This is a genomic window from Desulfopila inferna, from assembly GCF_016919005.1.
In the GTDB taxonomy this organism is placed as follows: Bacteria; Desulfobacterota; Desulfobulbia; order Desulfobulbales; family Desulfocapsaceae; genus Desulfopila_A; species Desulfopila_A inferna.
Window position 1 is genome coordinate 93,312 of the sequence record NZ_JAFFQE010000008.1, and the last position, 24,964, is coordinate 118,275.

At 48.0% G+C, this 24,964-nt stretch carries 23 protein-coding genes; 10 read left to right on the plus strand and 13 right to left on the minus strand.

Annotated elements, in window-relative coordinates; all coding sequences use genetic code 11:
- Positions 1 to 148: 148 nt before the first annotated feature.
- Entirely contained in the window at positions 149 to 424 is a 276-nt protein-coding gene (locus JWG88_RS17895; RefSeq protein WP_205235164.1) for a hypothetical protein, read from the plus strand.
- Here JWG88_RS17895 and JWG88_RS17900 read toward each other — a convergent pair.
- The 4 genes from JWG88_RS17900 to JWG88_RS17915 form a co-directional block, all read right to left on the minus strand.
- Entirely contained in the window at positions 418 to 1,317 is a 900-nt protein-coding gene (locus tag JWG88_RS17900; protein WP_240194572.1) for a YitT family protein, read from the minus strand. The two genes, JWG88_RS17895 and JWG88_RS17900, sit on opposite strands and share 7 nt — an antisense overlap.
- 228 nt (positions 1,318 to 1,545) lie before the next feature.
- Complete coding sequence (locus JWG88_RS17905) at positions 1,546 to 2,997, minus strand: FG-GAP repeat domain-containing protein (protein WP_205235165.1); 1,452 nt, start codon at positions 2,995 to 2,997, stop codon at positions 1,546 to 1,548.
- A 563-nt stretch (positions 2,998 to 3,560) separates the two neighbouring features.
- On the minus strand, positions 3,561 to 4,193 hold the full coding sequence (locus tag JWG88_RS17910; RefSeq protein ID WP_205235166.1) for a plasmid pRiA4b ORF-3 family protein: 633 nt from the start codon (positions 4,191 to 4,193) through the stop codon (positions 3,561 to 3,563).
- Positions 4,194 to 4,368: 175 nt separating this feature from the next.
- Positions 4,369 to 5,226 carry a M48 family metallopeptidase gene (locus JWG88_RS17915; RefSeq protein WP_205235167.1) on the minus strand — a complete coding sequence of 286 codons (858 nt, stop codon included), beginning with the start codon at positions 5,224 to 5,226 and terminating at the stop codon, positions 4,369 to 4,371.
- A 150-nt stretch (positions 5,227 to 5,376) separates the two neighbouring features.
- Here JWG88_RS17915 and JWG88_RS17920 point away from each other — a divergent pair, with 150 nt between their 5' ends.
- Both JWG88_RS17920 and JWG88_RS17925 read left to right on the plus strand, forming a co-directional pair.
- Positions 5,377 to 6,369 (plus strand): methyltransferase, encoded by a 993-nt coding sequence (locus JWG88_RS17920; RefSeq protein WP_205235168.1) that lies wholly within the window; start codon positions 5,377 to 5,379, stop codon positions 6,367 to 6,369.
- Between the two features lie 138 nt (positions 6,370 to 6,507).
- Entirely contained in the window at positions 6,508 to 7,041 is a 534-nt protein-coding gene (locus JWG88_RS17925) for a DUF2058 domain-containing protein (protein WP_205235169.1), read from the plus strand.
- Positions 7,042 to 7,055: 14 nt separating this feature from the next.
- Here JWG88_RS17925 and JWG88_RS17930 read toward each other — a convergent pair whose 3' ends face one another.
- The gene (locus tag JWG88_RS17930; RefSeq protein WP_205235170.1) at positions 7,056 to 7,442 is read right to left on the minus strand and encodes a hypothetical protein; all 387 of its coding nucleotides are present in this window, start codon (positions 7,440 to 7,442) and stop codon (positions 7,056 to 7,058) included.
- Between the two features lie 401 nt (positions 7,443 to 7,843).
- Here JWG88_RS17930 and JWG88_RS17935 point away from each other — a divergent pair, with 401 nt between their 5' ends.
- Positions 7,844 to 8,125, plus strand: a complete 282-nt coding sequence (locus JWG88_RS17935; RefSeq protein ID WP_205235171.1) for a hypothetical protein — start codon at positions 7,844 to 7,846, stop codon at positions 8,123 to 8,125.
- Between the two features lie 29 nt (positions 8,126 to 8,154).
- Here JWG88_RS17935 and JWG88_RS17940 read toward each other — a convergent pair whose 3' ends face one another.
- The 3 genes from JWG88_RS17940 to JWG88_RS17950 form a co-directional block, all read right to left on the minus strand.
- Entirely contained in the window at positions 8,155 to 8,547 is a 393-nt protein-coding gene (locus JWG88_RS17940; protein ID WP_205235172.1) for a RapZ C-terminal domain-containing protein, read from the minus strand.
- 383 nt (positions 8,548 to 8,930) lie between these two features.
- The gene (locus JWG88_RS17945; RefSeq protein ID WP_205235173.1) at positions 8,931 to 10,109 is read right to left on the minus strand and encodes an MFS transporter; all 1,179 of its coding nucleotides are present in this window, start codon (positions 10,107 to 10,109) and stop codon (positions 8,931 to 8,933) included.
- Positions 10,110 to 10,153: 44 nt separating this feature from the next.
- Complete coding sequence (locus JWG88_RS17950) at positions 10,154 to 10,540, minus strand: response regulator (RefSeq protein ID WP_205235174.1); 387 nt, start codon at positions 10,538 to 10,540, stop codon at positions 10,154 to 10,156.
- A gap of 308 nt (positions 10,541 to 10,848) precedes the next feature.
- On the opposite strand from JWG88_RS17950, the gene JWG88_RS17955 reads away from it, so the two are divergent.
- A complete protein-coding gene (locus JWG88_RS17955; protein ID WP_205235175.1) occupies positions 10,849 to 11,652 on the plus strand; it encodes a spermidine synthase in 804 nt (267 codons plus the stop codon).
- A 96-nt stretch (positions 11,653 to 11,748) separates the two neighbouring features.
- Here JWG88_RS17955 and JWG88_RS17960 read toward each other — a convergent pair whose 3' ends face one another.
- Genes JWG88_RS17960 through JWG88_RS17980 form a run of 5 tightly spaced genes read right to left on the minus strand, consistent with a single transcriptional unit; the run spans position 11,749 to position 19,343 of the window.
- Positions 11,749 to 12,759, minus strand: coding sequence for a serine/threonine protein kinase (locus JWG88_RS17960; protein ID WP_240194574.1), 1,011 nt, complete (start codon positions 12,757 to 12,759; stop codon positions 11,749 to 11,751).
- Between the two features lie 16 nt (positions 12,760 to 12,775).
- Positions 12,776 to 13,786, minus strand: coding sequence for a GGDEF domain-containing response regulator (locus tag JWG88_RS17965; RefSeq protein ID WP_205235176.1), 1,011 nt, complete (start codon positions 13,784 to 13,786; stop codon positions 12,776 to 12,778).
- Entirely contained in the window at positions 13,783 to 14,370 is a 588-nt protein-coding gene (locus JWG88_RS17970) for a chemotaxis protein CheB (protein ID WP_337833140.1), read from the minus strand. The genes JWG88_RS17965 and JWG88_RS17970 overlap by 4 nt, the downstream gene beginning before the upstream one ends.
- 18 nt (positions 14,371 to 14,388) lie before the next feature.
- Positions 14,389 to 15,228, minus strand: coding sequence for a CheR family methyltransferase (locus JWG88_RS17975; RefSeq protein WP_205235177.1), 840 nt, complete (start codon positions 15,226 to 15,228; stop codon positions 14,389 to 14,391).
- A complete protein-coding gene (locus JWG88_RS17980) occupies positions 15,228 to 19,343 on the minus strand; it encodes a response regulator (RefSeq protein WP_240194576.1) in 4,116 nt (1,371 codons plus the stop codon). The genes JWG88_RS17975 and JWG88_RS17980 overlap by 1 nt, the downstream gene beginning before the upstream one ends.
- A gap of 421 nt (positions 19,344 to 19,764) precedes the next feature.
- Between JWG88_RS17980 and JWG88_RS17985 the strand changes: the two genes are divergently transcribed.
- From JWG88_RS17985 to proX, 5 genes are all read left to right on the plus strand, one after another.
- The gene (locus tag JWG88_RS17985) at positions 19,765 to 20,565 is read left to right on the plus strand and encodes a hypothetical protein (RefSeq protein ID WP_205235178.1); all 801 of its coding nucleotides are present in this window, start codon (positions 19,765 to 19,767) and stop codon (positions 20,563 to 20,565) included.
- On the plus strand, positions 20,562 to 21,188 hold the full coding sequence (locus JWG88_RS17990) for an RluA family pseudouridine synthase (protein WP_205235179.1): 627 nt from the start codon (positions 20,562 to 20,564) through the stop codon (positions 21,186 to 21,188). Before JWG88_RS17985 ends, JWG88_RS17990 begins: the two co-directional genes overlap by 4 nt.
- A 497-nt stretch (positions 21,189 to 21,685) precedes the next feature.
- Positions 21,686 to 22,912 carry a glycine betaine/L-proline ABC transporter ATP-binding protein ProV gene (gene proV / locus JWG88_RS17995; RefSeq protein ID WP_205235180.1) on the plus strand — a complete coding sequence of 409 codons (1,227 nt, stop codon included), beginning with the start codon at positions 21,686 to 21,688 and terminating at the stop codon, positions 22,910 to 22,912.
- A 24-nt stretch (positions 22,913 to 22,936) separates the two neighbouring features.
- Entirely contained in the window at positions 22,937 to 23,791 is an 855-nt protein-coding gene (locus tag JWG88_RS18000) for an ABC transporter permease (protein WP_205235181.1), read from the plus strand.
- A 2-nt stretch (positions 23,792 to 23,793) separates the two neighbouring features.
- Positions 23,794 to 24,822 carry a glycine betaine/L-proline ABC transporter substrate-binding protein ProX gene (gene proX, locus JWG88_RS18005; protein WP_205235182.1) on the plus strand — a complete coding sequence of 343 codons (1,029 nt, stop codon included), beginning with the start codon at positions 23,794 to 23,796 and terminating at the stop codon, positions 24,820 to 24,822.
- Positions 24,823 to 24,964: the final 142 nt, after the last annotated feature.

The window sequence follows — 24,964 nt, forward strand, 5'->3', positions numbered from 1 at the left end:
CCTGCCGATTGGATAAATTATTGCCAGGACATGGGGTAATCATTACCTTAGTGCAGAACAGAAGAAGACATCTTCCGAGACGGATCAGTGCCTCCCATCACCGAGTTGCCGGATTCATGGTGGCAACATTTTGAGGTATTCAAGCTGCATGAAGGATAAAACAGAAGAAAACAAGGCTGGCGGCCGGTTTTTGCCATGGTGGCTCCACCTCATTTTGGCCATACTTTCCTACAGCCTGCTGAAATATGGGGTGAACCAGTTCGATACTTCCGGCTCTCAAAGCACACCGCTTTCACTCGTGGCGGAACAGGCTGCACCCATAGTAGCTATAGGCTTCCTGCTCCTGGCCGCAAACGCTCTTTATAAAAAAGATCAACCGAAAACCGGCGAAAAGCGAGATGACGATCTCTCGGAAAATCAGTAAATTTTCCTTTTCCCAAAACTAGAGCCGATCACATCGTAGCTGTTTTCCACAATAAACAGGGCCTCGTCATCTATTGTAAAAACGAGTTCCTCCAGTTTCTTCAGCTGAATGTTGTTGGTTATTGCCATGAGAATACGCTTTTCCTTGCCAGAGTAGGCACCCTTTCCCTGAATAAAGGTAGCTCCCATCTTCATTTCCTCAGTGACCACAGCGGCAATCTTGTCACTGAAATCACTGATGACATAGACCACCTTGCGCTGGTTAAAGAAGGTGAGGAAATGATCAAGAGCCTTTGAAGATATAAAGACGAGCAGAATGGAGGCCACGAAAATATCGGCAGTATATCCAGTGAACACGAAGGCAAACAATACGACATTGTAAAACATGAAGAATTTACCGATACCTATATTGTAAAATTTATACAGGATAATGGCGACGATATCAAGGCCTCCCGACGAGCCTATGGATCGCAGAATGATTCCCCCTCCGGCGCCGACAAGAAAGCCGCCGGCAAGTGCCGCATAAATCTGCTCATGTATGCCTAAGTCAAGGACCAGGGTTTCCGACAAAATAGTTACCACTGTGGCTGTATAGACGGAGTAGAGGACAAAACGCCTGCTTACCAGAAACCATCCGACAACACACAAGGGAATATTTATCAGGAAAAAAAGTATGCCGGGAGAGAACCATCCCGTTTTATGGTAGAGAAGGAGGCAGGTGCCGAACAGCCCTCCGGGGATAAAGCTGTGGTGAACGACAACACCGTTAATCCCTATCATAAAAATCAGCGACCCCACTGTCAACAGCATCAGATTCCAGCCCACCGAATATCTGTAGTTCCTTTTAAGAGAGACAATTTTATCACTGGTGATAAGGTTTTCCTGCATACTCATTACTTACTCCGTTTTTCATTATGGACGACATCGCGATAAGCAGCCGTGCGGGCATAAACCCCGACTTGGAGAAAGGCCGATCTACTGCTTGCCTTATATATGGGACTTTTTATCTAGCCATTCAAGAGCTCCAGGGCAATTATTTTCAAAAATATCACATCCGCCAGCTGCCTGGACAGGCCGGAAGGACCAGAGTCTTTACCCCATTTCTTTGCTTATAGCTAGGTACTAAAAGGTAATTTTTTTGTTGAAGAGAACTCCGGATGTCTGATCTGTTTCGCCATTACTATATTCGACAATAACATCAACAGCCTTATCATCCGCTAAACCGAAAAAAAGTCGATGAGAAGAATCGGAACAAAGTGCATTACCGGCAAGATCAATCTTTTTCATGGTTTTGCCGGAAAGGGTTTTCACATACACCGTCGCACCCAGCGATCTTACTGAATCGTCAAGCTGAACAATCAGGTAATTATTTTTTCCGGGCTTGCTGAGAAAAATACGTGATTTGCCGTCCAGGTTGAGGTGGATAATGTCAGGAAGGCCGTCCATGTTAAAGTCGGCCTGCAGAGGAGCAACCCCGAATTCGGAGTTTGTCAGACCGGTGAGTTCACCCACTTCAGCGAATGCACCGGATTGATTCTGCAAAAGGGTTCTGCCCGGTAAACGCAATCTTTCAAGCCAATGTGGCAGCCAGTATGGATGGTTCTGGGAAACCACAAGATCCGTGCGGCCATCATTATTTAAATCGGTAAAAAGCGATCCTCTGGCCAGCTCGTCTCCACTAAGCCGGGTCGGCTTTGCGGCATCTTCAAAAGAGAAATATCCTTTATTTTTCAGGAGAATCCAGTTCCTGAAATGGTCCAGCCTTTTGCTTTGAATCACCTTCAGGAAGAGTTGCGGCAGAGTTTCCCCTCTATTGGTCAGAAGAAAATCCACATGACCGTCGCTGTTATAATCACCGGCGCCCAATCCCATATAACCTCCCTGAAGGCTTGCATGTTTGTTCTCAAAAAGAAGACTATCCCTGTTCTTCCAGGTGCTTAGCGTCCCATCTGTATGAAAAACAGTTAAATCTTCCTTGCCATCATCGTCGAGATCGAGAAATATGGCTTGGCGGGCCTCGGTCATTGCATCCAGCCCAGCACTTTCAGTACTATCGAAAAACGTGGTATCTCCATTATTAATATAAAGTCGCGGCTGGATCCCGCTGCTTTCCGATGGACCGGAAAGCCAGTCAAACATAGATGTTCTTGTAACGATGGGAAGGAAAAAATCGAAATGACCATCAAGGTTGAGATCGGCAACAGCAACAGCCAGGGGAACTCCTCGGGTCGGTATGCCAAGGTCAAGGCGTTCCATTTCAAACTTGCCGTCGTAATTGCTATAGAGCCAGATTCCCGATTCTCGTGAGATCACCAGATCCTGATAGCCGTTGTTGTCAAAATCGATGACCGCTGCTCCGAGGGTGACATCGTCCCCCAGTTTAATCAGATTAACCTGATCGGCCACATTGACAAAACCCTCACCCGTGAAGACGAATAAGCCGTCGGACTGACGAACACCGCCTCCAAGAAAAAGCTCTTCCACACCATCGTTATCAACATCGATCACCGCTCCAGCGGTATAGGGAATCCTACGTGATGCTTGATAGATATGGTGGAAAGGAATTTCTACCATTGAAAATTCTGGAATTACAGTTTCATTCAGAGGAACATCATAGTCAGGCTTCTCGTCCCGGAATACGAGGAATCCGACTCCAGCGCCTATCAACAGGATAAAAGCCACTGACACTGCTAAAAAAAAACGTACCATTACGACAATACCACCCCAAGATCATAAGTATATTCTTCCATCCAGAGTTATAGTATTCTTCCCTCTCATCATTGTCTAGAACTTTATCCCCGGGAATCGCTATAGATTTCAGCACTGCAGAATTTTTTCCCGAAGGTGAAATACGATCGGTAATCCGCCAGGAGTTTCCTGTTCATGCTTTTTTACTCCTTTGAAGTTCGTATCCAGCTCAGCCGGGTTAGGGTGATTTTTCTTGAGTGCTTAAAAGATGTTCCGGAACAACTTTCCGCCCGGAATGATGTATGAGGGATTAAGGTTTCGCAGGAGAACGGCGCCATGCCTTCAATAAAATTTTTCAGTTAAACGGTGTAAATGACGGCGCCGCCGCAAGAGCAGAAGGTGAAACTTATTCCAGGAAAAAGCCTCACCTGAAGATATGGACATGATTGTTATTTAATCCAGAGATATTCTTTAAGCTCGTCATTGATTTTCCGGCAATCAAAATGAAATGGGTCAAAATCACTCAGATTCCACTCCTCCATAATCCTCCGTCTGGCCTTGTCCTCGGAATTTTCCATAAGGGAGAGAAATTCAGTGTAGCCATGTACTCCGCCTACATCCTCAGGTGGCGCAGCATATTCACCATCAACAACAACAGGATACTTTTGTCCCAGCTGAGGAGCAACGGATTCCTCCAGAGCGATTTCATGCTCCCAGCCGTCACCGGCATCATAGAGATAGATGAAGCACCATTTCATGGCCTCTTCCAGGGTTTGCAGATCGTAATCGGCCTCATGATAGCGTCCATTATCGTTTTTTCCAGGATCCATATCGTAAAAGATTTTTCCTACATAAAACTGATGCTTGTGTGTGCCGGACCATCCCATGCAGAGCTGCAGTACCTGGTGCAGCTGGTGCAGTGTTATTTCGCCGGGAACCAGAATCCGCCTCCAAATAAGCGGATCTGAAAATGTCAGAGAGACATGCAGCTGGTACAAAGGAGCAGGTTTGTTGTCCTTCTCTTTTCCATTTTTCTTCGGCTTTTCTTTATGACCACTAAAATCACCGTGTATGATTGCCATTGTCTTTCCCTCTGCTCTGCAAGAACTCGAGCCGATATTCATGCCGGCAGGAGCGGGTTTTTAAAAATTTTTCTCCTATAAACAGCAAGAAAAATTAATTTCAAGCTCCATTTTGTATATTAGTAACCTTAGTCAGAGACCCGTGAGATTCAAGATACTTTCCTGTGGTACGGTTTTAAAACCACGACAAGAGTGATCGGACCAAGTTGATAATGACGATTACCAGGCTTTTCAGAATATTGATGAGGGTTGCCAGAAAAGATTCTTCCTCTCCCTCTTTCCCGACCAGGCGCTCGGCTCTGTCGGCGGGATCGGGATGACTGGAGAGGAAAGTATGGCGCCCGGCAAGCTCCTCGAACTTCCGCAAGGCGCTGACTGCCGCCGTAACAGTATGCCCCTCTTCCCTGAGAAAGGTGACGCCGTAATCATCAGCCTGTCGTTCCTCGTGCTGTGAAAACTGGGCATTTGTCAAACGCTGGGCAAGGCCGCCCAGGGTTGATGCGGCAAGTTGTCCTATCTGGTTGTTCTGGGATGCCAATCCTTTGCGCACAGCACCGGCAGTATAGGCAAGGACAACCTTTTTCCGGGAATGGCGTTTCACTACATGCCCCATTTCGTGTCCGATTACAAAAAGCAGCTCTTCATCCGTCATCATATCCATTAATCCAAAAAAAATCCGAACCGTTCCGTCGGCCATGGCAAAGGCGTTGACCTCGTCTTTCAAATATACCTCATAGTCGAAATCAAAGCCGTCGCGCTTCTGGTGCCGAGCCACCAGGCCCTGCAACCGCCTGCTGTAAATGGACCCGGGTGGAGCCAGTCGATTTTCACCGTCTATGACAGCCGCCGCCCCAGCGGCGATAGTCCGCACATCTTCATCGCTGAGGGTGATCGCATTAACGGCATCCACGCCAGCTGACGTCAAAATCAACAGATTGGTGTCCTCGCAACCAAAGCTAAACAGCAGCAGCAGGACTACCGTCAACTGGCGGAGTAGAAGCCGGGGAGAACAAGAAATATTTTTATAGGTCATAAAGATGATATTCTCGTAAAAGACACCACGCTAAGGCAGGTATTCGGCTTAGACTGATCAAAGGTTCTCGATTTGTATTTTTTTACATCCTGGGATATGCTGTACCAGCAACTATACGACATATGCACCTTATTTCCCAGGAGGATCTGAATGAAAAAAAATTGGGATGTCGGCAAGCTTCTCAGTGTGTCAAGCGGGTACTGGAAAGGCTGTACGCTTCAGGCCGGTGTCCGGCTGGAAATCTTCTCTCATATCGGCGGGGAACAGCTGACTGCAGAGAAAATAGCCGCTCGAATCGGAACAGATGGCCGGGCCACCGAATTTCTGCTCAACGGTCTGACCGCCTTGGGCCTGCTTGTAAAAGAAGAAAACTATTTCAGCAATACTTCCTTTGCCACTGCTTTCCTCTCCAGGAATTCACCCAAATACATGGGCCATATCATCCTTCATCATCATCATTTACTCGACGGCTGGGCACAACTCGACAAAACCGTGGTCACTGGAGGTCCGGTAGAGCAGAGATCATTTGGAGAAGAGGCCGAAAGAGAAAGCTTCCTCATGGGTATGTTCAATCTGGCCATGGAATTGGCCCCTCGAATTGCCGAAGAGGTCGATCTGCACGGCTCAAAGCACCTTCTTGATCTTGGCGGCGGACCGGGTACCTATGCCATCCATTTCTGTTTGGCCAATCCGGAACTGCAAGCTACCATATGGGACAGACCCACCACCCGGCCCTTTGCCAAAAAAACAGTTGAATCCTTCAATCTCGGCGAACGCATTTTCTTTATCGGCGGAGACCTTACTGCCGATCCGGTCAGCGGAGGTCCTTACGATGCCGCCTGGCTCTCCCATATCCTTCATAGCAACAGCGAAAAAGAGTGCCGGGAAATAATCGCCAAGACGGTTGCGCAAATGTCTCCCGGCGGCAGGATTTTTATTCATGACTTTATTCTGGATAACTCCAAGGTCAGCCCCGAATTTGCAGCTCTTTTCAGTCTGAACATGCTGATCAACACATCTCAGGGAAGGTCATATTCCGAAGAAGAGATAATGGCCATGATGCTTGATGCCGGAGTATCAAAAATCAGGCGCCATACTTTCAGCAGCCCCAACGACTCATCAATCCTCTTTGGTGTTGTATAAATACTAATTTGTCGTATACTTTCACTCTTCTTTGATGGCCGGGGCTTTGAAAAGCTTGCCTTCAAATTTTTATGGACTTACTGTTAACGCAGTGTCGGAAAAAATTTAAAACCTTTTGATAAATACCGGAGAACATTGATGGGAAAGACATTACAGGATCAGTTCCTAAAAATGGGTCTTATTGACAAGCAGAAATTTAATCAGTCAAAAAAAGACAAACATACCCGGCTAAAGGGACAGCAGAAGGACGAAAACGAGATTGCCGAGATGGCCAGGCAGGCATTGGCTGAAAAGAAGAAAAAGGACCAGCAGCTTAACAAAAAGAAAATCGCCCAGCGAGAAGCCAAGGAAGCATCGGCAAAGGCTCGTCAGCTTATCGAAACCCATAAAATTAAAGCCGAAGACGGAGATATTCCTTATAATTTCAAGCATGAGAACACCATAAAAAAGCTGCGTCTTGCCCAGAAGACCATCGATAGCCTGGCTCTCGGGAAGGTGGGAATCGTCAAACTGGCGGGAGAATATCAACTGGTACCGGCGGCCACAATCTATAAGGTACGGGAGCTTAACAGCAAACTGGTGGTGCTTCTCAATGCTCCCCCCGGCAAGAAAGATAAAGATTCTGACGATCCTTATGGAGAATATGCCATACCGGACGATCTGATGTGGTAACCTGTTGCTCTATTTCAGTGACAATCACAGCCACAGTCGCAGTCTCCGCTGAGTGCCGCAGCCATGGCCTTTACTATTTCCTGCTGGACAGGTTCCTCAATCCCGGTGATCGTTATTTCGAGGAAAAGCCGTGATGGCATGATCTGCAGATTCAGAGATTGGACCAGAGGGGCCGACAGATGACCGAAGTATTCCTTGATCTCATCTCTTAAAACACTAAGCTCTAACTTCTCACCGACGGCTTTATCAGCCAGCTGGATTTCAAACGGGCAAAGACCGCTGCCGGCAACCCCGAAGATAAAGGAAAGGCGCTGTTCAGAGGCTGTAGGAATTCCGCCTGGACCGGCTGCCGCTCTTATCGCCATGGATATTTTTTTCAGATTAGAAACAATGGCTGTCATAGGTCTCTCTCTTTTCTACGTCTTTTCAATTTCACTTGAGCCTTGAAGGCTTCTGGCCTGGTCATTTCATCCACAATACATCACATCGGCAACAAGGTCAAAAAAGGCGGGAGCACTCACTTCATGGAAGCCCCCGATCCCGGAAAGTCAAAAATATAGAGGTGTTTAAAATCACACAGTTGAGGTTATTATTGCCCCGCTGCAAGGATCGCCACCGATGCCGTCATTGGAATATTTGAATAACATTTATAATAATATCCTTATTATCACAGATACTTTGCTTTTAAATCTTCGGCAGCTCGCCTTGCCTTCCATTAACCGTTTTTCTGGTCCGCAATTTGCAAAAAACAGCTTCACAGAAGAGGGCTCGTCGGGAATTTTCTTTTTCAACAGCAGGAATTATGCAACGTTTAGCACAATTTTCACTCAATATCGGGTCTAAAACCGCAAGAAACGCCCTTCCTCTCCTCTACGAAGCGGCTCTCTGCCTGGCGGCACTTCTTTTTACCCTGGCGGATATCAGCTGCAGGGCGGTACTGTTCTTTTTGCGGAAAATTGCCGGAATACTCATCAAGCTTATATGCACTCTGCTGCTTGCCGCACTTTTTATATTTGTCTATTCAATCCTGATGGCTATCTATGGGGCGGTAGCGGGACCGGGACTGAACACCAATATACCCTGAGAAAAAGGACGACAGCTTCTCTTGCATCATCAGTTCCCCATGCCAATATCTCTGTGCTCACAGCGCAGATCGACTTCCAGATCCTTGAGAACATCACACAGTACTTCAACGATAGCCACCGAGCGGTGCCTTCCCCCGGTGCATCCCACCGCTATTACCAACTCTTTCTTACCTGCAGCACGATTTTGCTGCACAAGAAAGATAAGCATCGGCTCCACATATTTGAGAAAATCCCGACCTGCCGCACTGCCGACAACATATTCGGAAACCTCATGATCCCGCCCGGTACCGGGACGCAGTTCGTCAACCCAGTGAGGATTGGGCAAACAACGTACATCCCAGAGATAATTCACATCCTCCGGGGCTCCATACTTAAAACCAAAAGAGATGAGTTTTACCCTCATTTTCGCCCTATCATCCATCCTCTTATCCCTCCAGGTGCAGTGGCTCAAAGCTGATACGCTGTCGACTGAATCTTCTTTTTCTTTAAACTTTAGAACATGAATATTATCAGGATCTCAATATCCTGCAAGCTCTCTCTTCAACAGCCGGCGGCCCATCAAGAGTTGGTGCAGATTATGAAAATTGATACTCTAAAAAAATCATTGGAGTTGTCGAGATGAGATGAGTTCTTGCGACTAGCGCAGATATCGGCAAAGTTGATATACCAGTCGGAGTATCTGAAACGGTGATCAGGCAACAGTTGCGGTAAATGGCGACTCGCCATTTCAGATCCACAACGACGTAGATCTTCTTTTTTTACGATTCCATCAAAGATATCACGCCGAGCATGGAGTCAGATGGGTTATGAAGGCAGGGAAGCCTTGGCGACAATGCCTCTCTTTAACATGTGAATGCAGAAGAAAGAAAACAACAGCATCGCTTGAAGAAAGACGAGAAAACCGCTCCATCCGTAATTCTCGAAGAAATAGCCGGGGATAAATGAACCAAAGGTGCCTCCCATATAATAAAATGAGATATAAACACCATTGGCAATACCCTTTTTGGTGTTCGATATTTTGTTGACGAACCCTGAAAGAAGTGAATGAGCCATGAACAGCCCGGTGCAAAAGACAAACATAGCACCGAACATTACCGTGTAATCCTTAATGAAGAAAAGAGTAGTCCCTGCGAAAAAGATGACGATTGCCGCACGAACAGCATCCGTTTCATTACCGAAAAGGCGTATGATCCTGAGGCTGTTGAGGGAGACGAATATCCCCATGGCATAACCGAAATAGAGAAAACCTATTCCCGCTTCGCCTAGCGACGGATTTATCTGCCTGAGGGCAAACGGCAAAAAATTCATCATCGCCGAAAAGACAAAGAAAATAGAAAATATACCGATATAGAGCCAGAAATACTCTTTTTTCCGTAAAAGATCAGTGATCTCACTCAGTTTAGGTTTGGCGTACTCCATATTGGCATCTTTTTCCAATGCCTGGAGAAGATAGAAAGAGAAAATCAGCAGTACTCCGAGAAACGCAAAAAAATACCGCCAGCCCAAAAGTTCTGTGGACAGACCCGAAAGAAAACGTCCGAGGAAGCCGCCTACAATAGTTGCCGCTATATAGAAAGCAATGGAGCGCTGGACATTTTCCCGATCCGAAGTAAAAGAGATATAGCTCATAAGAGATGTCAGGATAGCGGGAATCATCAGTCCCTGGATAGCCCGGACAAGAAGAAGTGAAAAATAGCTTGTCGAACAGGCAAAAACCAGCTCAAGAAGGCCAAGAATCAGGACAGCGGCGCGGACCAGCAGTTTGGCGGAGAATGTCTCCAGCAAAAAGCCGTAAAAGAGTGGCGCGATACCCAAAGGAAGCATCATCAAGGTAGTAAAAAGCAGGGCCTGGAGGTTGCCGAGCTGAAATTCTTCCTGAAAAACCGGTTGAATCGGTTGCGCCGCGTACAACGAACAGATAGTTAGAATGGTGGTAAAATAAATGATCTTGAGCTGAGACTTATTCGCCCGGGAAGCGTTCATGCAAGATAGAGAGAAGAGTGAAAATATGTCTTGGTCGACCCTTCCTAGTGTATTGCAGCCTGCACGGCTTCCTGCAATCCCTTAAGGTCAAATGGCTTTGCAATGCAGCTGCAGAAACCATAATTGCCGTATTCGTGCATAATAGGATCACTGGAATACCCCGACGACACCATTACCTTTGCCTCGCTGTCTATCTTCAGGACGTGCTTGACAGCCTCCATTCCGCCCATACCCTGCGGAATATTCAAATCCATGATGACCAGATCGAAAGGATCTTCCAACTCATACGCTTCACGATAGAGTTTGACGGCATCCTCACCGTTGCCGGCAACAATTGCATCGTACCCCAGATATTTGAGCATTTGCTGGGCTATATCTGCGACAATTTCTTCGTCATCCATGACTAATACTTTTTTTCCTGCTTCAGACACTATTCTCACCTCAAAAGGATAATCGCACTACAGTCAATATTCCAAATATGCAAAAGAAAAACCTTCCAGTCAAGATGTTTGAAGGATTTCTGCAATCTACCGGGCAATAAAATAATTTTTATGGGCCTGTGCCGCCCCTAGATCTTTACTTTTAATGCTTTCCATGTAACTATCCTTATACCCACCTGAGCTCTCCACTGCAACCATGCTGTCTGTGTGAAGCCACTATTTTTTGCCATTTCAGAGAAGGCTGCCGTTAAACCCTGTGATCGTCATGCAAACAAAAATGATAGTCTTGGAGAACATCAATGTCCTCTCGCGGAAAAAAGCTGCTGCACAGCCACCACGGCAAAAACTTCCTGGAGGTTGTTGATCAGGAACATTACCGGTCGCTCTATTTCAAGGATGCGGTGGTGCAAAGCAGGATTGCTCTCAAGGACCCGGGCAGACTGGTGCTCAGGTATACACAGTATATGATGGCGGCATCATTACTGGCATACCCTCGGCCAACCAGGATTCTGCTGATCGGCGTCGGTGCCGGGGCGCTGCTCCATTTCATTCACCGTTATCTTCCCGCGTGTCGTGTCGATGCTGTTGATTATTCCAGACACATTATCCAGGTTGCCCGCACCTTCTTTGCCGTGCCGGAAAACGACAACATCACCATTCACTGCGAGGATGGTCTGCGCTATCTGCAAAAGCTGGACAAAGAGCCCCGATTCGACCTTATTCTCCTCGACGCCTTCAACAGTACAGGGATGGCCGAAAACATCTATTCCAGTGAGTTTTTCAAGCTCGCCAGAGAGAGAGTCTCAGAAAACGGGGTTCTCTGCGGTAATCTCTGGAGCGGCAATCATGATATATACAATGGCGTAAAAAAGGCCATCTTAAAGCATTCCGAGAACAGTCTGTTTATTCCGGTACGAAAGCGGGAAAATGTCATTACATTGCTTTTCCATTGCCCGGTTCCGTGGAAATCGATCTGTCCACCAGCAGCAGATTTACGTGCCCTCGGCGAAAAATATAATTTGAATTTTGCCGAGGTGTCCGCCGCTGCCGAAAAAAGCAATATGCGACTGGCAGAGAGACTGCAGCACTGGTTTAAGGGGTAATACTGATTATCGCGGCCATTAAAAAAAAAGGTCTTTTGCCCAACCTCGGCATGGTGCCATAATGACACCCACCGCGGGAATGGTACAGAGCCCGGATCAGAGATGGCCGAAAGGATTCCCGGCGGTATGAATCCGTTCCAGCTGATCCTGCATCTCGATGAGTTCATTACGCCAGAATTCGACACTGCCGAAATCCGGATTAACTTCAGTCCTGCCATCTTCCACTACCTGATACCCGCACCAGGCCAGATAATGGATATAGCGCATCGCCCGCAGTGGTTCTATCAGGCGGCAGGTCCTTCTATCGAAACGGTGAAAAGAGTCATAGCCCTCCAGAAAAAGATCGAGCTCTATCAGAGAGTCTTCGCCATAACCGTGAAGAAGCATCCAGACATCCTGAACCTGAGGTCCCATAACCATGTCATCAAAATCAATAAGATAGAAGGATTCTCCGGGCCTGTATATAATGTTTGAGAAATGAAGATCGCCATGAATCCGCTGTATGGGCACCGTATCGAACTGATGGTCGATCTCCTCGATCAATCCGGCAGTCAATGAGAAGAATTCCTGTTCCAGCTCAGCCGCCACAAGTTTGTTGGTCCTGAGATATTCAAGCCGCCGGGCGGTTGCAGCCGAAGGAACCATTTTTTCTCTATTGCCGGCGCTCTTAACGCTGCCGACGGCATGCATCCTACCGACAAGGCGACCAAGCTCCAGCCACTGCTCGTCGCTGAACTCATCGATGCTTCTTCCGCCGCATTTGGGAAAAAGGGCGAAATAAATACCGTGCCCGCGCGCCAGCGTTTCTCCTGTTGCGAGGGTCAGGGGAGCGATTACCGGAATTTCACGCTCCATCAATTCCCGCAGGAAAAGGTGCTCTTCTTCAATAGCTTCCCTGGTCCAGCGGCCAGGCCGGTAGAATTTTATGATGACCCCTGTGCCTTCCCTATCCTCCAGTTCGAATACCCTGTTGATATAACTGTTATAAGGACGCAGCAGGTTGGTCAATTCTCTGCCCAGGGATTTCTCCGCCAGGGTGATCACATCATCGGGACGCAGCCTGGCAAAAGGTGATTGAGTCAGGTTGCCGGAGCGCTGCATCATCATTTAATATATTCCTTTATCAACCAGAGGTTAATTCTTCCACAAGACAGGACTTCCAGCAGTTTCTACCGTCCGCCTTGGCTTCGTACAGCTTCACATCGGCATATTCAATCGATGGCAGAGGACCGGCATTTCCATCGGGTATAGTAGTTGAGGTTCCCACACTGACGGTCAGCTGCTTCTCCCCGGGAGAGGCAACATGGCTGATGTTGAGCCGACGCACCTCATTGCAGATTCGTTCCGCCATGAATTCGGCACCCGCCTTATCCGTATCCGGCAGAATAACGACAAACTCCTCGCCGCCATATCTGGCGACCTTGTCGACATGGCGCTGTACCGCCCCGCCAAGCGCCTGTGCCACTGCCTTAAGAGCATCATCTCCCAGAGTATGCCCGTAGTTGTCATTATAGGCCTTGAAATAATCGATATCGATGAGCAAAATGGAAAGCGGCTGCTTATTTCGCACTCCGCGCCGCCACTCCTCATCGACCAGTTCGTCGAAACTTCTTCGATTCAAAAGTCCGGTGAGTCCGTCCATCCGGGAAAGATGCGTTAATTGCTCATTAGTTCTCTCCAGCAGCATTTTCAACTCCTCCAGATCGGCAAGCCGCCTGTCGAGTTCCTGGGTTTTTTTCTCAAGTTCCCTCTTATGCCGGTAAAGCTCAAGAAAAACACCGACCTTGCCTTTCAAAATTACCGGTTCGAGCGGTTTAAAAAGATAATCTACCGCACCGGAATCATATCCCTTAAAAATGGAGGCCTGCTCCTTGTGTTTTGCGGTTACAAAAATGATGGGAACATTTTTAGTATGTCTATTGCCCCGCATCAACTCGGCCACCTCATAGCCATCCATTCCCGGCATTTGTACATCCAGAAGAACCAGGGCGAAATCATTATCCAGAACCTTGGCGAGGGCCTCGTTGCCGGAGTTTGCCCTGATAAGTTCGACATCCGGCGCATCAATTAAAGATTCCAGAACAAAAAGATTTTCCGGCCGGTCATCAACAATCAGAATTTTAGCTTTATTCATTCTTCCTCATCATCGTTCAGTGCGGCAAGAAATTTTCCAATCTCCACCAGAGGCAGAATATGATCTACTCTGGTCTCCTTTATTGCCGCTTTCGGCATGGTATCGACCTCCGCTGTTTCAGGAGACTGAACCACGGTCAGGCCTCCAAGTTCCTGCACTCTTGCCAGACCGGCCGCCCCATCTGCATTGGCGCCGGTCAGAACGACTCCTACCAGCCTCTCACAGTAGACTTCCGCGGCAGTTTGAAAGAGCACGTCGATGGATGGTCTTGAGTAGTTGACCTTTGCCTCTGCCGACAGGGCCAGAGTTTTCTGCTGCTCGACAAGCAGGTGATAATCGGCCGGGGCAAAATAAATGGTACCGGACTTGATCATCTCTTTATCGCAGGCCTCACGCACCGGCAAAGAGCAGCGGGAGTTGAAATGCTGGACCAGATAATTTTCCCCTCCTGAGGCCATGTGCTGTACTATCAGTATTGAAAGCCGACAGCCCTCCGGGAAAACCGGGAGAATGTTTTCCAGAGCGGTGATGCCTCCGGCAGAGACCCCAATAACCACAGCCTGATATTTACCGGATTTCAACACCACTGACCACCTCTATTCTCAGATGCGCTTTTTTCGATAAATCTTTTTACCGTCATCTACTGTTTCAAAGTTCTGCACGACCTTGGAATACTGCAAGCTTTCTTTTGAACCCAGGCAGAGAAAACCTCCGGGGCAAAGGCTCTCATAAAAAAGCTGGAGCACCCTTTCCTGGAGCTCCCTGTTGAAATAGATCAGCACATTTCTGCAGAAGATGACATTCATTTCACCGAAAACGCCGTCGGTCACAAGGTTGTGGGAGGAAAACAATACCCTTTCCCGCAGTGTTTTTTTCAAAATCACATGCTTGTCATCGGCCCTATAGTAATCTGAAAAGGATTCCATCCCTCCTGACTCAATATAATTGGAAGTATATTGCCGGATCACATCTATTGGATAAATGCCGCTTTTGGCCTTGGCCAGGATCAATTCATTGAAGTCGGTGGCATATACCTGGGTCCTGTCCTTCATGCCCTCCTCTTCAAGCAGTATCCCCATGGAATACACTTCCTGACCGGCCGAACAGCCGGCATGCCATACCTTAATGAAGGGATAGGTTTTCAGGTGCGGCACAACCACCTGACGGACTGCTTTGTAAAACCACGGATCCCTGAACATTTCCGTGACATTTATGGAAAGATCGAGAAGGAGTTGGTGGAAAAATTGTTCATCGTAGATGACCTTGTGCATCATTTCGGAAAAACTTTTCAGCCTCTCCATCTCCTTCCTGTGCTTCAGCCTTCTCTTGGTGTGTGCTCCGGCATAATTTCTGAAGTCATATCCATACTTCTGGAATATAGCCTCCAGCAGGAGCTGTATTTCCAGATTTTCATCGGATATCCGGGTGGCCTTCTCAATCATTAATATAACCACACCCGCAACATTGACAGCAGCTTATCGGGATCAACAGGTTTGGCCAGATAATCATTGGCGCCGGCTTCGATGCATTTGCTCCTGTCGCCTTTCATGGCCTTGGCTGTCAAGGCGATGATGGGCAGCTTTTGAAATTTTGCCATTTTACGAATTTCCATCATGGCCTCATAGCCATCCATGCGCGGCATCATTATATCCATAAGTACCGCATCTATCTCCTCAACCTCCTTGAGCTTTTCAAGGCATTCGATACCGTCTCTGGCGATGACGATATCAATGCCGCGCTCTTCAAGGACACTGGTTAAGGCGAAGACATTGCGCATGTCATCGTCAACCAGCAGAATTTTGCTGCCGCTGAGCACGGCTTCCTTGTCATGCACCATTTTCAGCATTTTTCGTTTATCTTCGGGAAGATTGGCCTCGACCCTGTGAAGAAAGAGGGCGGATTCATCAAGGAGCCTCTCCGGCGACTTGACCCCCTTGATAATGATGCTTTCCGCATAGCGGCTCAACTTGTTTTCCTCATCCTCGGAAAGTTCCCGACCGGTATAGATGATAATCGGAACACCGGACATCGATTCATTATTCCTTATTTTTTCAAGCAGTTCGAAACCGGACATATCTTCCAGGCCGAGGTCTAAGATCATGCAGTCGTAGTTTCCCTCGGTCAGTTCACGATAGGCCTCGGCACCGCTTGCCACAGCTGTCGTGATGACATCACTGCCGCTGATGAGCTCTTTGATACTCTCCCTCTGCAGGGTATCGTCTTCCACCAGCAGGAGCCTGCTCATTGGTTTCGAGATCATATTTTCCAGTTTGCCGAAAGTCTCGTCTATTTTTTCCATGGAAACCGGTTTAGTCAGATAACCGATGGCTCCCATTCGCAGCGCATCCATGGAACTGTCGGCAGCCGACATGAAATGAACCGGAATATGCCGCAGCTCAGGATTATCTTTGAGGCGCTCCATCACGTTCCAGCCGTCAATCCCGGGAAGACCGATATCTAGGATGATGGCGCTGGGCCGATAATAATCGGCAAAATGCAATCCGGTTTCACCATCTTCGGCAATGATGCAGAGAAAATCCCGCTCTCTGGCAAAATCGCGCAGAATTCTCGAAAAATTATTGTCATCTTCAATTATCAGGAGACTTTTGCTGCCGAGTGTGACATTTTTCCGGTCATCGTCAACCTCGACGATCGGTTTCCCTTCTACTGGGGCCACCCGCTCCTCCTGGGGATAAACACCTTTTTTCATAGCTCCGGCAATCTGCTCATCCGGTTTGGCCGCCACTTCAGCAACCTCTCTTTCAGCCCTGCTGCCCTGTTCGGTTTCCGCAACACATTTTTCCGGAAGAACCACAGTGAATGTGCTTCCTTCTCCCGGAACGGAATAAAGATGAATGGCACCGCCGAGCAGCCGGACCAGTTCCCGGGAGATGGAGAGTCCCAGTCCGGTGCCGCCGTAGGTTCTGCTGGTGGAGCCGTCGGCCTGCTGGAATGCCTCGAAAATGACACGCTGCTTGTCTTCCGGAATACCGATGCCCTGATCCTTAACCACGAAGGCAAGGCTGTTCTTTATAATCAAGGCTGTATCCTTAACCATTTCCGCAGACGGGCGTGAGATCTCCAGCGATACCGTGCCCTCCTTGGTAAACTTGAAGGCATTGGTAATTAAATTGCGCAGAACCTGCTGCAGTCTCTGGGAGTCGGTCCGTATTACCGACGGTAACCCTTCAGCCAACTCAAACGACAGATCCAACCCCTTATTCTCGGCAATGTCTTTATACATGAGGTTGATATCGTCCAGAATTCGCCGCAGCGGCACATCTTCGATTACAAGATCGATTTTGCCGGCCTCGATTTTGGACAAATCGAGTATTTCATTAATGAGCTTGAGAAGTTCAGTACCGGACGAGTGAATGGCCGCTGAGGACTCGATCTGCCGAGGTGTGAGATTGCCGTCTTTATTGTTGCCGAGGAGCTGAGAAAGGATGAGAATACTGTTCAGTGGAGTCCGGAGCTCATGGGACATGTTGGCCAGAAATTCTGATTTGTATTTGCTTGCAACCTCCAGCTCCTTCACTTTTCTCTCCACGATCTCCCGAGCCTCATGAAGATCACTGTTTTTTGCCCAGATCTCATTCTTCTGCTCTTCGAGCGCCCTGGTTCGCTCCTCCAACTCCTCGTTAGTGACCCGGAGTTCCTCCTCCTGAGCCCGCAGTTCCCCTTCTGATTCCTTAAGAGCTCTGGTCTGCTCCTCCAACTCCTCATTGGTGACCCGCAGCTCTTCCTGCTGAGCCTGCATCTCAGCTTCGGATTCCCGTAAGGCCGTTGCCTGGTTTTCCAACTCCTCGTTGGTGGCCTTGAGTTCTTCCTGCTGAGCCTGTGCATCGGCAAGCAGTTCGGCGATTCTCCGGCGCGAGGTGGCGGCATTGAAGAGAATGGCCATATTGGAGATATTTTGTTTGAGAAACTGCTTCTGCAGCTCATTAAAAGGACGCATGGATCCTATGAGCATAACCCCTGAGACTTCTCCATCGACATGGAGCGGAGCTGCCAGATAAGTATTCAGAGGTTTTTCACCGGCGCCATAGTTAATCTGAGGTGCATCCTCTCCCATAGCTGAAAAATAGAGGATTTCCGTCTCCAGAGCTGCCTGCCCTACCATTCCCTCACCTGGGACAAAGGAGTTGAAATTTCCGCGGCGATCCGTAAAGGCATAGGATGCTCTAAGCTCCAAACAGCCCTCATGAAGAATGTAGATGGCTCCAAGATCAGCCTCGAAATGTTTGACAAAAAAGGTAATGCAGCGACGGGCCAGCTCATCTGGTCCTAATTCCCCGCGGATAGTGTCATCCAGTTGTTCCTTTCCCGACTTCAGCCAATCCACCTCTTTGAGGTTGGCAGCCATCTTGTTTAAAGAACGTGCCAGGTCGCCAAGCTCATCTTTTCTGTTCGATTTGAGCTGAGTACTGAAATCTCCGTGCGAGATGGCATCGGCAAAATGCATATCCCTGATGAGAGGAAGGGTAAAACCCCTGGAGATAAACCAGGCCCAGATAGCGGTAAGAGCCGTGAATAGCAGCGCGAAAACTCCCACCTTCCTATATATATCACGAACAGGCGCAGTGACTTCATATTTGTCGATTTTGGAGATCAAATACCAGTCGAGTCCTTCAAGCTTCAGCTTATTGAAGGCGACCAGCACTTTTTGGCCGGCACTGTCTATATATATGCCCTTGCCGCCCTCTTCTCCTGATTCTGCTGCATCGAGCCAGTAATCCAGTTTTTTGCCGAGATCATAACCGACCACATATTTGCCCTCTCCCATTGTCGTCATATTGCTTCTGAACTCAAAACTTTCCGTATCCTCTTGCCAGCCGACGAGATAGGATTCTCCGGTCTCTCCCATTCCTTTACGTGATTCGGTGATTTTCGAGATAAGATCGGAGTCGAAGCGGAGGGCGACTACGCTTATATTATCTCCGGCAGAATTCTTCACCGGATGACTGATGAAGGCCACCTCTTTGTTCTCCGCGGGAGCATAGGGCGCAAAGTCGGAAATAACCGTGGTACCCGATTCAATGACATCCTTCCAGACCTTGGCCAATGCACTGCGGTTGAGACTTCCATAGAGAAGGTTTACTCCATTATCCTCTCCATTCTTCACCGAAAACATAACCTGGCCGAAATCGGCATTAACGAGGTAGAGATCACTGTAGCTGTTGAGGAAGGTATAATCCTGCAGCGGTTTTTGAATATTTTTGATAATGTCCGCATACTCTCTTGTAGAGATGTTAAATCCATCCAGGGATGATGTATCAAGGTTATCCTTGTATACGGACATCCTGCCCAGGAAAGTATAAATCCGCTCGGAATCCGCGAGCAGACGGATATCGGCGAAGCTTTTGGCGAAGTGGTTTTCGATCTGCCCTTTGCGGATATCCTGGATGGTGGTCAGTTTGTTGAAAGACTCTTCGATGAGCGACTTTTCCATCCAGCTGCTGAAGAAATATCCGGCAACGACAATGGGAAAAATTCCTGTTTGAATAAAAAGGAAAAGCAATTTGGGTCGAATTCTGATATCTGCTAATCGCAACATCTCTTACTCCCGTGGTAAAATCAAATCGGAACGCACCATCTTTATGTCTGTCCAGGAATGAGCAATTTCGAAGTCTGCTCCGTGAGGGATTAAATCGAGACACTCGATAAATGTACCGCCCACCCTGGAAAGATGTGCCCTTGGAGTGCATAGAGCTGATATCGGAGTCCTCACTAACCTCCGCCGATTAAACAGGAGAGCAACCGGTAAGCGCAGACACTGCGGGCACTGACTATGACAAAGACTCCATCGCAGCAATGACGAATGGTATACCATGTGAACCGGATTTTTAATACATGCTTGTTTCGGATGCAACTTTTTAATCTCTTGAAAAAAACCGTCGAGCCGCCCCTATTTCCATAGATATTATTTGCAACTTCAGAGTCATAACCTGATCTGGCAATATGGCAAAAGAAATAACATGACAGCGATCAATCGATCTCCAGCATTATCCACCTCAGAACCGGGAGTCCGGGGTTACTGCGGCTTCTGTGGCAAAGACCACCAACTTCCTTCGGGAAACACCAGAGAATATTGCCGTGAATTAATGGAAAAGCTTGAGAAGAAAATGAGTCTTGATCTTTTTACACCAACCCCGGCGGAGACGGAATATTCGACGCAGGGCCTTTTTGGTGAAGCCAGGGGGAAAATGTTCGGAGTGCTGGAAGGGGTGAGACAGAATGGCAACAGTATCAAGCTCTATGCCTTTTCAGGACAATACAACGGCCACTGGAGTTTACCCGGGTGGGCGCCTCCGCTTTTCGAAGAAAAGCTCTGGTTGAAAGTGAACAACGATACCGAAAAACAGATAAAACAATTGACGAAGCACCTTGCGGACAGCTGTGAAAGTCCAGAAGAATACAGGCAGCTTAAAGACAAGAGAAGAAAAATGTCGCAACAGCTGACAGCCAGGCTCCATTCGCTCTACACCATTTACAATTTTAAAGGCCAGGCGGCCGGGCTCACCTCTTTTTTCCCTGATAATCGGGGCATACCGACCGGCACCGGCGACTGCTGTGCCCCAAAACTTCTCAATCATGCCTTGCAGCAACAGATTATCCCCATCGGCATATCTGAATTTTACTGGGGCAGAAGCAACAGGTCAAAAACCAGACACCACGGTCATTTTTACCCGGCATGTACCGACAAATGCCAACCACTCATGGGCTTCCTGCTCTGTGGTCTCCAGGAAACACTGGAAGGCAGGGCCATCCCGTCATGAATCTGCTCTTCCATGATTCAGAGATCATTGTAATCGACAAGCCCGGTGGGCTTTTAGCCGTGCCGGGGCGCGGGCCGGACAGGCAGGATTGTGTAGTCTCCCGTCTGCACAGACGCTTTGCCGATCTTATCCCCCAGCCGGCTGTGCACCGCCTGGACATGTATACCTCGGGTGTCATGATTCTCGCCAGAACCAGAGAATCTCACCGCAGCCTCTCTATGCAGTTTGAACAGAGAAAACCGGCAAAGATCTACATCGCTCTGGTAGAGGGATTCCCTGTTGAGCAGCAGGGAAGAATCGAGCTTAAATTCAGGCTCGATATAGACAACCGGCCGTATCAGGTCCATGACCCCGTCAACGGCAAAAATGGTATCACCCTGTGGCGGAAACTGGCAAAGGAAAATGGTTGTACCAGAATTATGTTCCAACCGCTTACAGGCAGGACCCATCAGCTTCGCCTGCATGCCGCCCATCCCCTTGGACTTGGCGCCCCTATCGTGGGTGATTCCCTCTACGGAAACGGCAGAGAAGGAGATAAAATGATGCTTCATGCCGCCTCTCTCAGCATCAGCCATCCGCTTTCCGGTGAAGTTCTCACCTTTACATCGAATGTTCCTTTTTGATTCAGGGCCATTATTGTATAACGGCTTTTCCCTGCACATTCCTCATTTATCCCCTTTGGATTAAATAGAAAGCTGCCACAAATCACTCCGATGACCAGCTGAAAGCTGACCGCTGATATAAGGACCCTGAAAAACAGGCTTTTTTTAGACGGCTATTTCATCTGTTCTCAGTGAGCCCCGGCCTGGATATCGCTTTTCTTATTGAAGAATAATTTATTGAATAATAAATGATGCATTAAATACTATATTGCTATATATTGTTTTGTATAAATATATTTTTATTGGCACATTTTTCACCTGAACGTGAATAGAAATCGTTCTGTTATCTTGAGCCTAGCCCGGCCATGATTAATATATAATCTTAGTTGTTTTCAACGACAACTTTCAGGTGTAATGCACCAAGATTCCCCACTCTTCAGCAACGTTTATTTTTTGACTAAAAGAATAAATGAAACATAAAACCAGGAACTTCTCTGACTAAATTCTGATAGAATATCATGGAAAAAATCACTGTTAACAACCTCTTTAAAATTTTCGGACAGGACCCCCAGAAAGGCCTCAAGCTTCTCAAACAGGGAAAAAGCAAAGAGGAAATTTACGAAGAAACCGGACTAACCGTCGGGGTCCAGGATGCCAGTTTCTCTGTAATGCAGGGTGAAATCTTTGTCGTTATGGGTCTATCGGGATCGGGCAAATCCACCCTGGTCCGCATGCTCAACAGATTGATAGAACCAACATCCGGCGAAGTTCTGGTTGACGGCGAAGATGTACTCAAAATGGATCGTCATGAACTCGTAAAATTCCGCCGCAGGAAAACGGGTATGGTTTTCCAGTCCTTCGCCCTGATGCCTCACCAGACGGTACTGGATAATGTCTGCTTTGGTCTGGTACTCGACGGCATGGAAAAGAAGAAACGAGAAGAGCGTGCTTATAATGCCCTGAAGCAGGTTGGGCTGGACGGCTGGGAAAAAGCGTATCCCAGTGAATTGAGTGGCGGCATGCAGCAGCGTGTCGGTCTGGCCAGAGGACTGGCAGTTGATCCGGACATTATGCTGATGGATGAAGCTTTCTCGGCTCTCGATCCGCTGATCCGCACGGAAATGCAGGATGAGCTCCTCAAACTGCAGGATAGAGATGAGCGGACCATTGTCTTTATTTCCCACGACCTTGACGAGGCCCTCCGCATCGGCGACAGAATCGCGATAATGGAAGGCGGCAGCATTGTTCAAGTCGGTACCCCTGAGGAGATCCTGCAGAACCCTGCAGATGATTATGTCAGGGCCTTTTTCAGAGGAGTCGATCCCACCGGAGTCATTTCAGCTGGAGATATTGTCCGGGACAGCTACCCCACCTATGTATGGCATCGCAAAGAGGGCAGCCCCCGTGCTATCCTGGAAAAGCTCAGCAGCTCCGACCGGGAATTCGCCTATGTGCTCAGTTCGGAACGTGGTTTTTTTGGAATAGTCTCTACGGATTCACTGCGCGATTTCATCGAAGCGGGCAATGACGGAAGGGGGAGTATCGAAGGTGCTTTTCTTCCGGAGGTGGAGGCGGTGAAGAATTCCGACAGTCTTCAGGATATTCTGCCGCTGGTCGCCTCTCATCCCTGGCCGGTACCCGTCCTGGATGAAAATCAGAAATATATCGGCACCGTTTCAAAAAACAGGTTTTTGCGCACCCTTCATCGTGCGGAGAATACCGAAGAAAGCAATTATTCCTCTTAATTCTTACTCTCAGGAGCAAACGCGATGTTCAGCTTTGAAGATAAAGTCATACCATTGGATATATGGATCAGTCAGTTTGTCGATTGGCTGGTAGAAGGATACCGCTGGTTTTTCCAATTAATAAAATGGCCTGTTGAGGTCACGCTGAGCGGACTGGAGGACCTACTGCTGTGGGTTCACCCACTCATTTGGGTAGCAATTGTGGCGCTTATTGCCTGGCGTGTCTCCGGACTGAGGCTCTCTATTTTCAGCATTGTAGCGCTTTTTCTTATAGGGATGCTGGGATTATGGCCCGATACTATGACGACTCTCGCCATGGTTTTTTCTTCGGTAATCTTCTGTACAATAGTCGGCATTCCACTGGGGATCATGGCCGGCCGCAGTGACAGATTCGAATCGTTGCTTAGGCCAGCCCTGGATGCCATGCAGACCACACCGGCTTTTGTCTACCTGGTCCCTATCGTCATGTTGTTTTCTGTTGGCAATGTTGCCGGAGTTCTGGCTACCATTATTTTTTCCCTGCCGCCGATCATCAGACTGACCAGTCTGGGGCTCAGGCAGGTTCACCCTGAATTGATTGAGGCCGCGCTGGCTTTCGGCGCCACCAATTCTCAGGTACTCCGCAAAGTCCAGATCCCCCTGGCACTGCCGACCATTATGGCAGGTTTGAACCAAACGATCATGATGGCTCTCTCAATGGTGGTAATAGCCGCTATGATTGGTGCCGGAGGATTGGGAGCGCCTGTTGTTCTCGGTCTTAACACTCTCGATATTGGTCTTGCAACAATTGGCGGACTGTCAATTGTTCTTATGGCAATAATTTTGGACAGAATCACCCAATCAATGGGTAAAGGAAAAAAAGAACAAAATGAGGGGTAACTATGATGAAGAATTTATTTTTGAGTGCTGTTGTATCGTCCCTCGTCTTAACCGGAGCCAATGCCGCATTCTCGGCATTACCCGGTGAAGGCGTAACTGTCAAGCCGGCTCGGGCAACATGGAACACCGGTTTTTTTCAGGAGGCTCTGGTACGCAGGGGCCTTGAGCAATTGGGATATGATGTTGAAAAGCCCAAAGACCTGCAAAATCCTATATTTTACAAATCCGTGACACTCGGCGATGTCGATTACTGGACCAACGGCTGGTTTCCCAATCATGAAGGCCAATTTCCAAAAAACTTTTATGATTACGCCGATGCATACGGCTATGTCGTTAAGGCCGGTGGCCTGCAGGGTTACCTTGTCTCCAAGGAGCATGTAGAGAAATACGATATTAAATCATTGGATGATTTTAAACGTGACGAGGTAAAAGAAGCATTTGATAAGGATGGTGACGGCAAAGCCGATATGACGGCCTGTCCTCCGGGATGGGGCTGCGAGACCGTCATTGCCCATCACATGGATGTTTACGACCTGGATGATCACATCAATCCCATCAAGGCCTCCTATGAAGCGGGAATGGCTTCCGCGATTGCCGCCTACAGAGCAGGTGAACCCATCTTCTTCTATACCTGGGCGCCAAACTGGACGATTTTCAAACTGAAGCCGGGTGAAGACGTCATGTGGATCAATGTTCCGGAAATTATCCCTAAGGAATCACAGAAATCCGGTGTTGACCGTATGACTCAATCAGGTATCGAAGGTGCCGTTTCCGATCCGATAAAACTTGGATATGTCGTCTCCGATATACGTATTGTCGCCAACAAGAAGTTTGCAGAAGCAAACCCTGCGATAAAGAAATTCTTTGAACTGGTTGAAATAGAGCTCGTTGACATCAACGAACAGAACACTCGCATGAACGCCGGCGAGAAAAGCCAGAAAGCAATTGAAGGTCATGTTGATGAATGGATTGCCGACAACCAGGAAACATGGGACAAATGGCTTGAAGAAGCCAAAAAAGCAGCACAATAAAGCAGTACGATCTTAGTGATCTTAGCGGTTCATGCCCGGGAAACCTCTAGGTTTTCCGGGCTCTTCTAAAATTTATGCAAGGCGGCTGAAATAATGCTGGATATCATCTGATCAACAGTTTAAAAGCATCGTATAGATTGTT

Coding starts and splice junctions, on each gene's coding strand:
- JWG88_RS17895 (WP_205235164.1), top strand. CDS start 149: ATGAAGGATAAAACAGAAGAAAACAAGGCTGGCGGCCGGTTTTTGCCA.
- JWG88_RS17900 (WP_240194572.1), bottom strand. CDS start 1,317: ATGAGTATGCAGGAAAACCTTATCACCAGTGATAAAATTGTCTCTCTT.
- JWG88_RS17905 (WP_205235165.1), bottom strand. CDS start 2,997: ATGGTAGAAATTCCTTTCCACCATATCTATCAAGCATCACGTAGGATT.
- JWG88_RS17910 (WP_205235166.1), bottom strand. CDS start 4,193: ATGGCAATCATACACGGTGATTTTAGTGGTCATAAAGAAAAGCCGAAG.
- JWG88_RS17915 (WP_205235167.1), bottom strand. CDS start 5,226: ATGACCTATAAAAATATTTCTTGTTCTCCCCGGCTTCTACTCCGCCAG.
- JWG88_RS17920 (WP_205235168.1), top strand. CDS start 5,377: ATGAAAAAAAATTGGGATGTCGGCAAGCTTCTCAGTGTGTCAAGCGGG.
- JWG88_RS17925 (WP_205235169.1), top strand. CDS start 6,508: ATGGGAAAGACATTACAGGATCAGTTCCTAAAAATGGGTCTTATTGAC.
- JWG88_RS17930 (WP_205235170.1), bottom strand. CDS start 7,442: ATGACAGCCATTGTTTCTAATCTGAAAAAAATATCCATGGCGATAAGA.
- JWG88_RS17935 (WP_205235171.1), top strand. CDS start 7,844: ATGCAACGTTTAGCACAATTTTCACTCAATATCGGGTCTAAAACCGCA.
- JWG88_RS17940 (WP_205235172.1), bottom strand. CDS start 8,547: ATGGATGATAGGGCGAAAATGAGGGTAAAACTCATCTCTTTTGGTTTT.
- JWG88_RS17945 (WP_205235173.1), bottom strand. CDS start 10,109: ATGAACGCTTCCCGGGCGAATAAGTCTCAGCTCAAGATCATTTATTTT.
- JWG88_RS17955 (WP_205235175.1), top strand. CDS start 10,849: ATGTCCTCTCGCGGAAAAAAGCTGCTGCACAGCCACCACGGCAAAAAC.
- JWG88_RS17960 (WP_240194574.1), bottom strand. CDS start 12,759: ATGATGATGCAGCGCTCCGGCAACCTGACTCAATCACCTTTTGCCAGG.
- JWG88_RS17965 (WP_205235176.1), bottom strand. CDS start 13,786: ATGAATAAAGCTAAAATTCTGATTGTTGATGACCGGCCGGAAAATCTT.
- JWG88_RS17975 (WP_205235177.1), bottom strand. CDS start 15,228: ATGATTGAGAAGGCCACCCGGATATCCGATGAAAATCTGGAAATACAG.
- JWG88_RS17980 (WP_240194576.1), bottom strand. CDS start 19,343: ATGTTGCGATTAGCAGATATCAGAATTCGACCCAAATTGCTTTTCCTT.
- JWG88_RS17985 (WP_205235178.1), top strand. CDS start 19,765: ATGACAGCGATCAATCGATCTCCAGCATTATCCACCTCAGAACCGGGA.
- JWG88_RS17990 (WP_205235179.1), top strand. CDS start 20,562: ATGAATCTGCTCTTCCATGATTCAGAGATCATTGTAATCGACAAGCCC.
- proV (WP_205235180.1), top strand. CDS start 21,686: ATGGAAAAAATCACTGTTAACAACCTCTTTAAAATTTTCGGACAGGAC.
- JWG88_RS18000 (WP_205235181.1), top strand. CDS start 22,937: ATGTTCAGCTTTGAAGATAAAGTCATACCATTGGATATATGGATCAGT.
- proX (WP_205235182.1), top strand. CDS start 23,794: ATGATGAAGAATTTATTTTTGAGTGCTGTTGTATCGTCCCTCGTCTTA.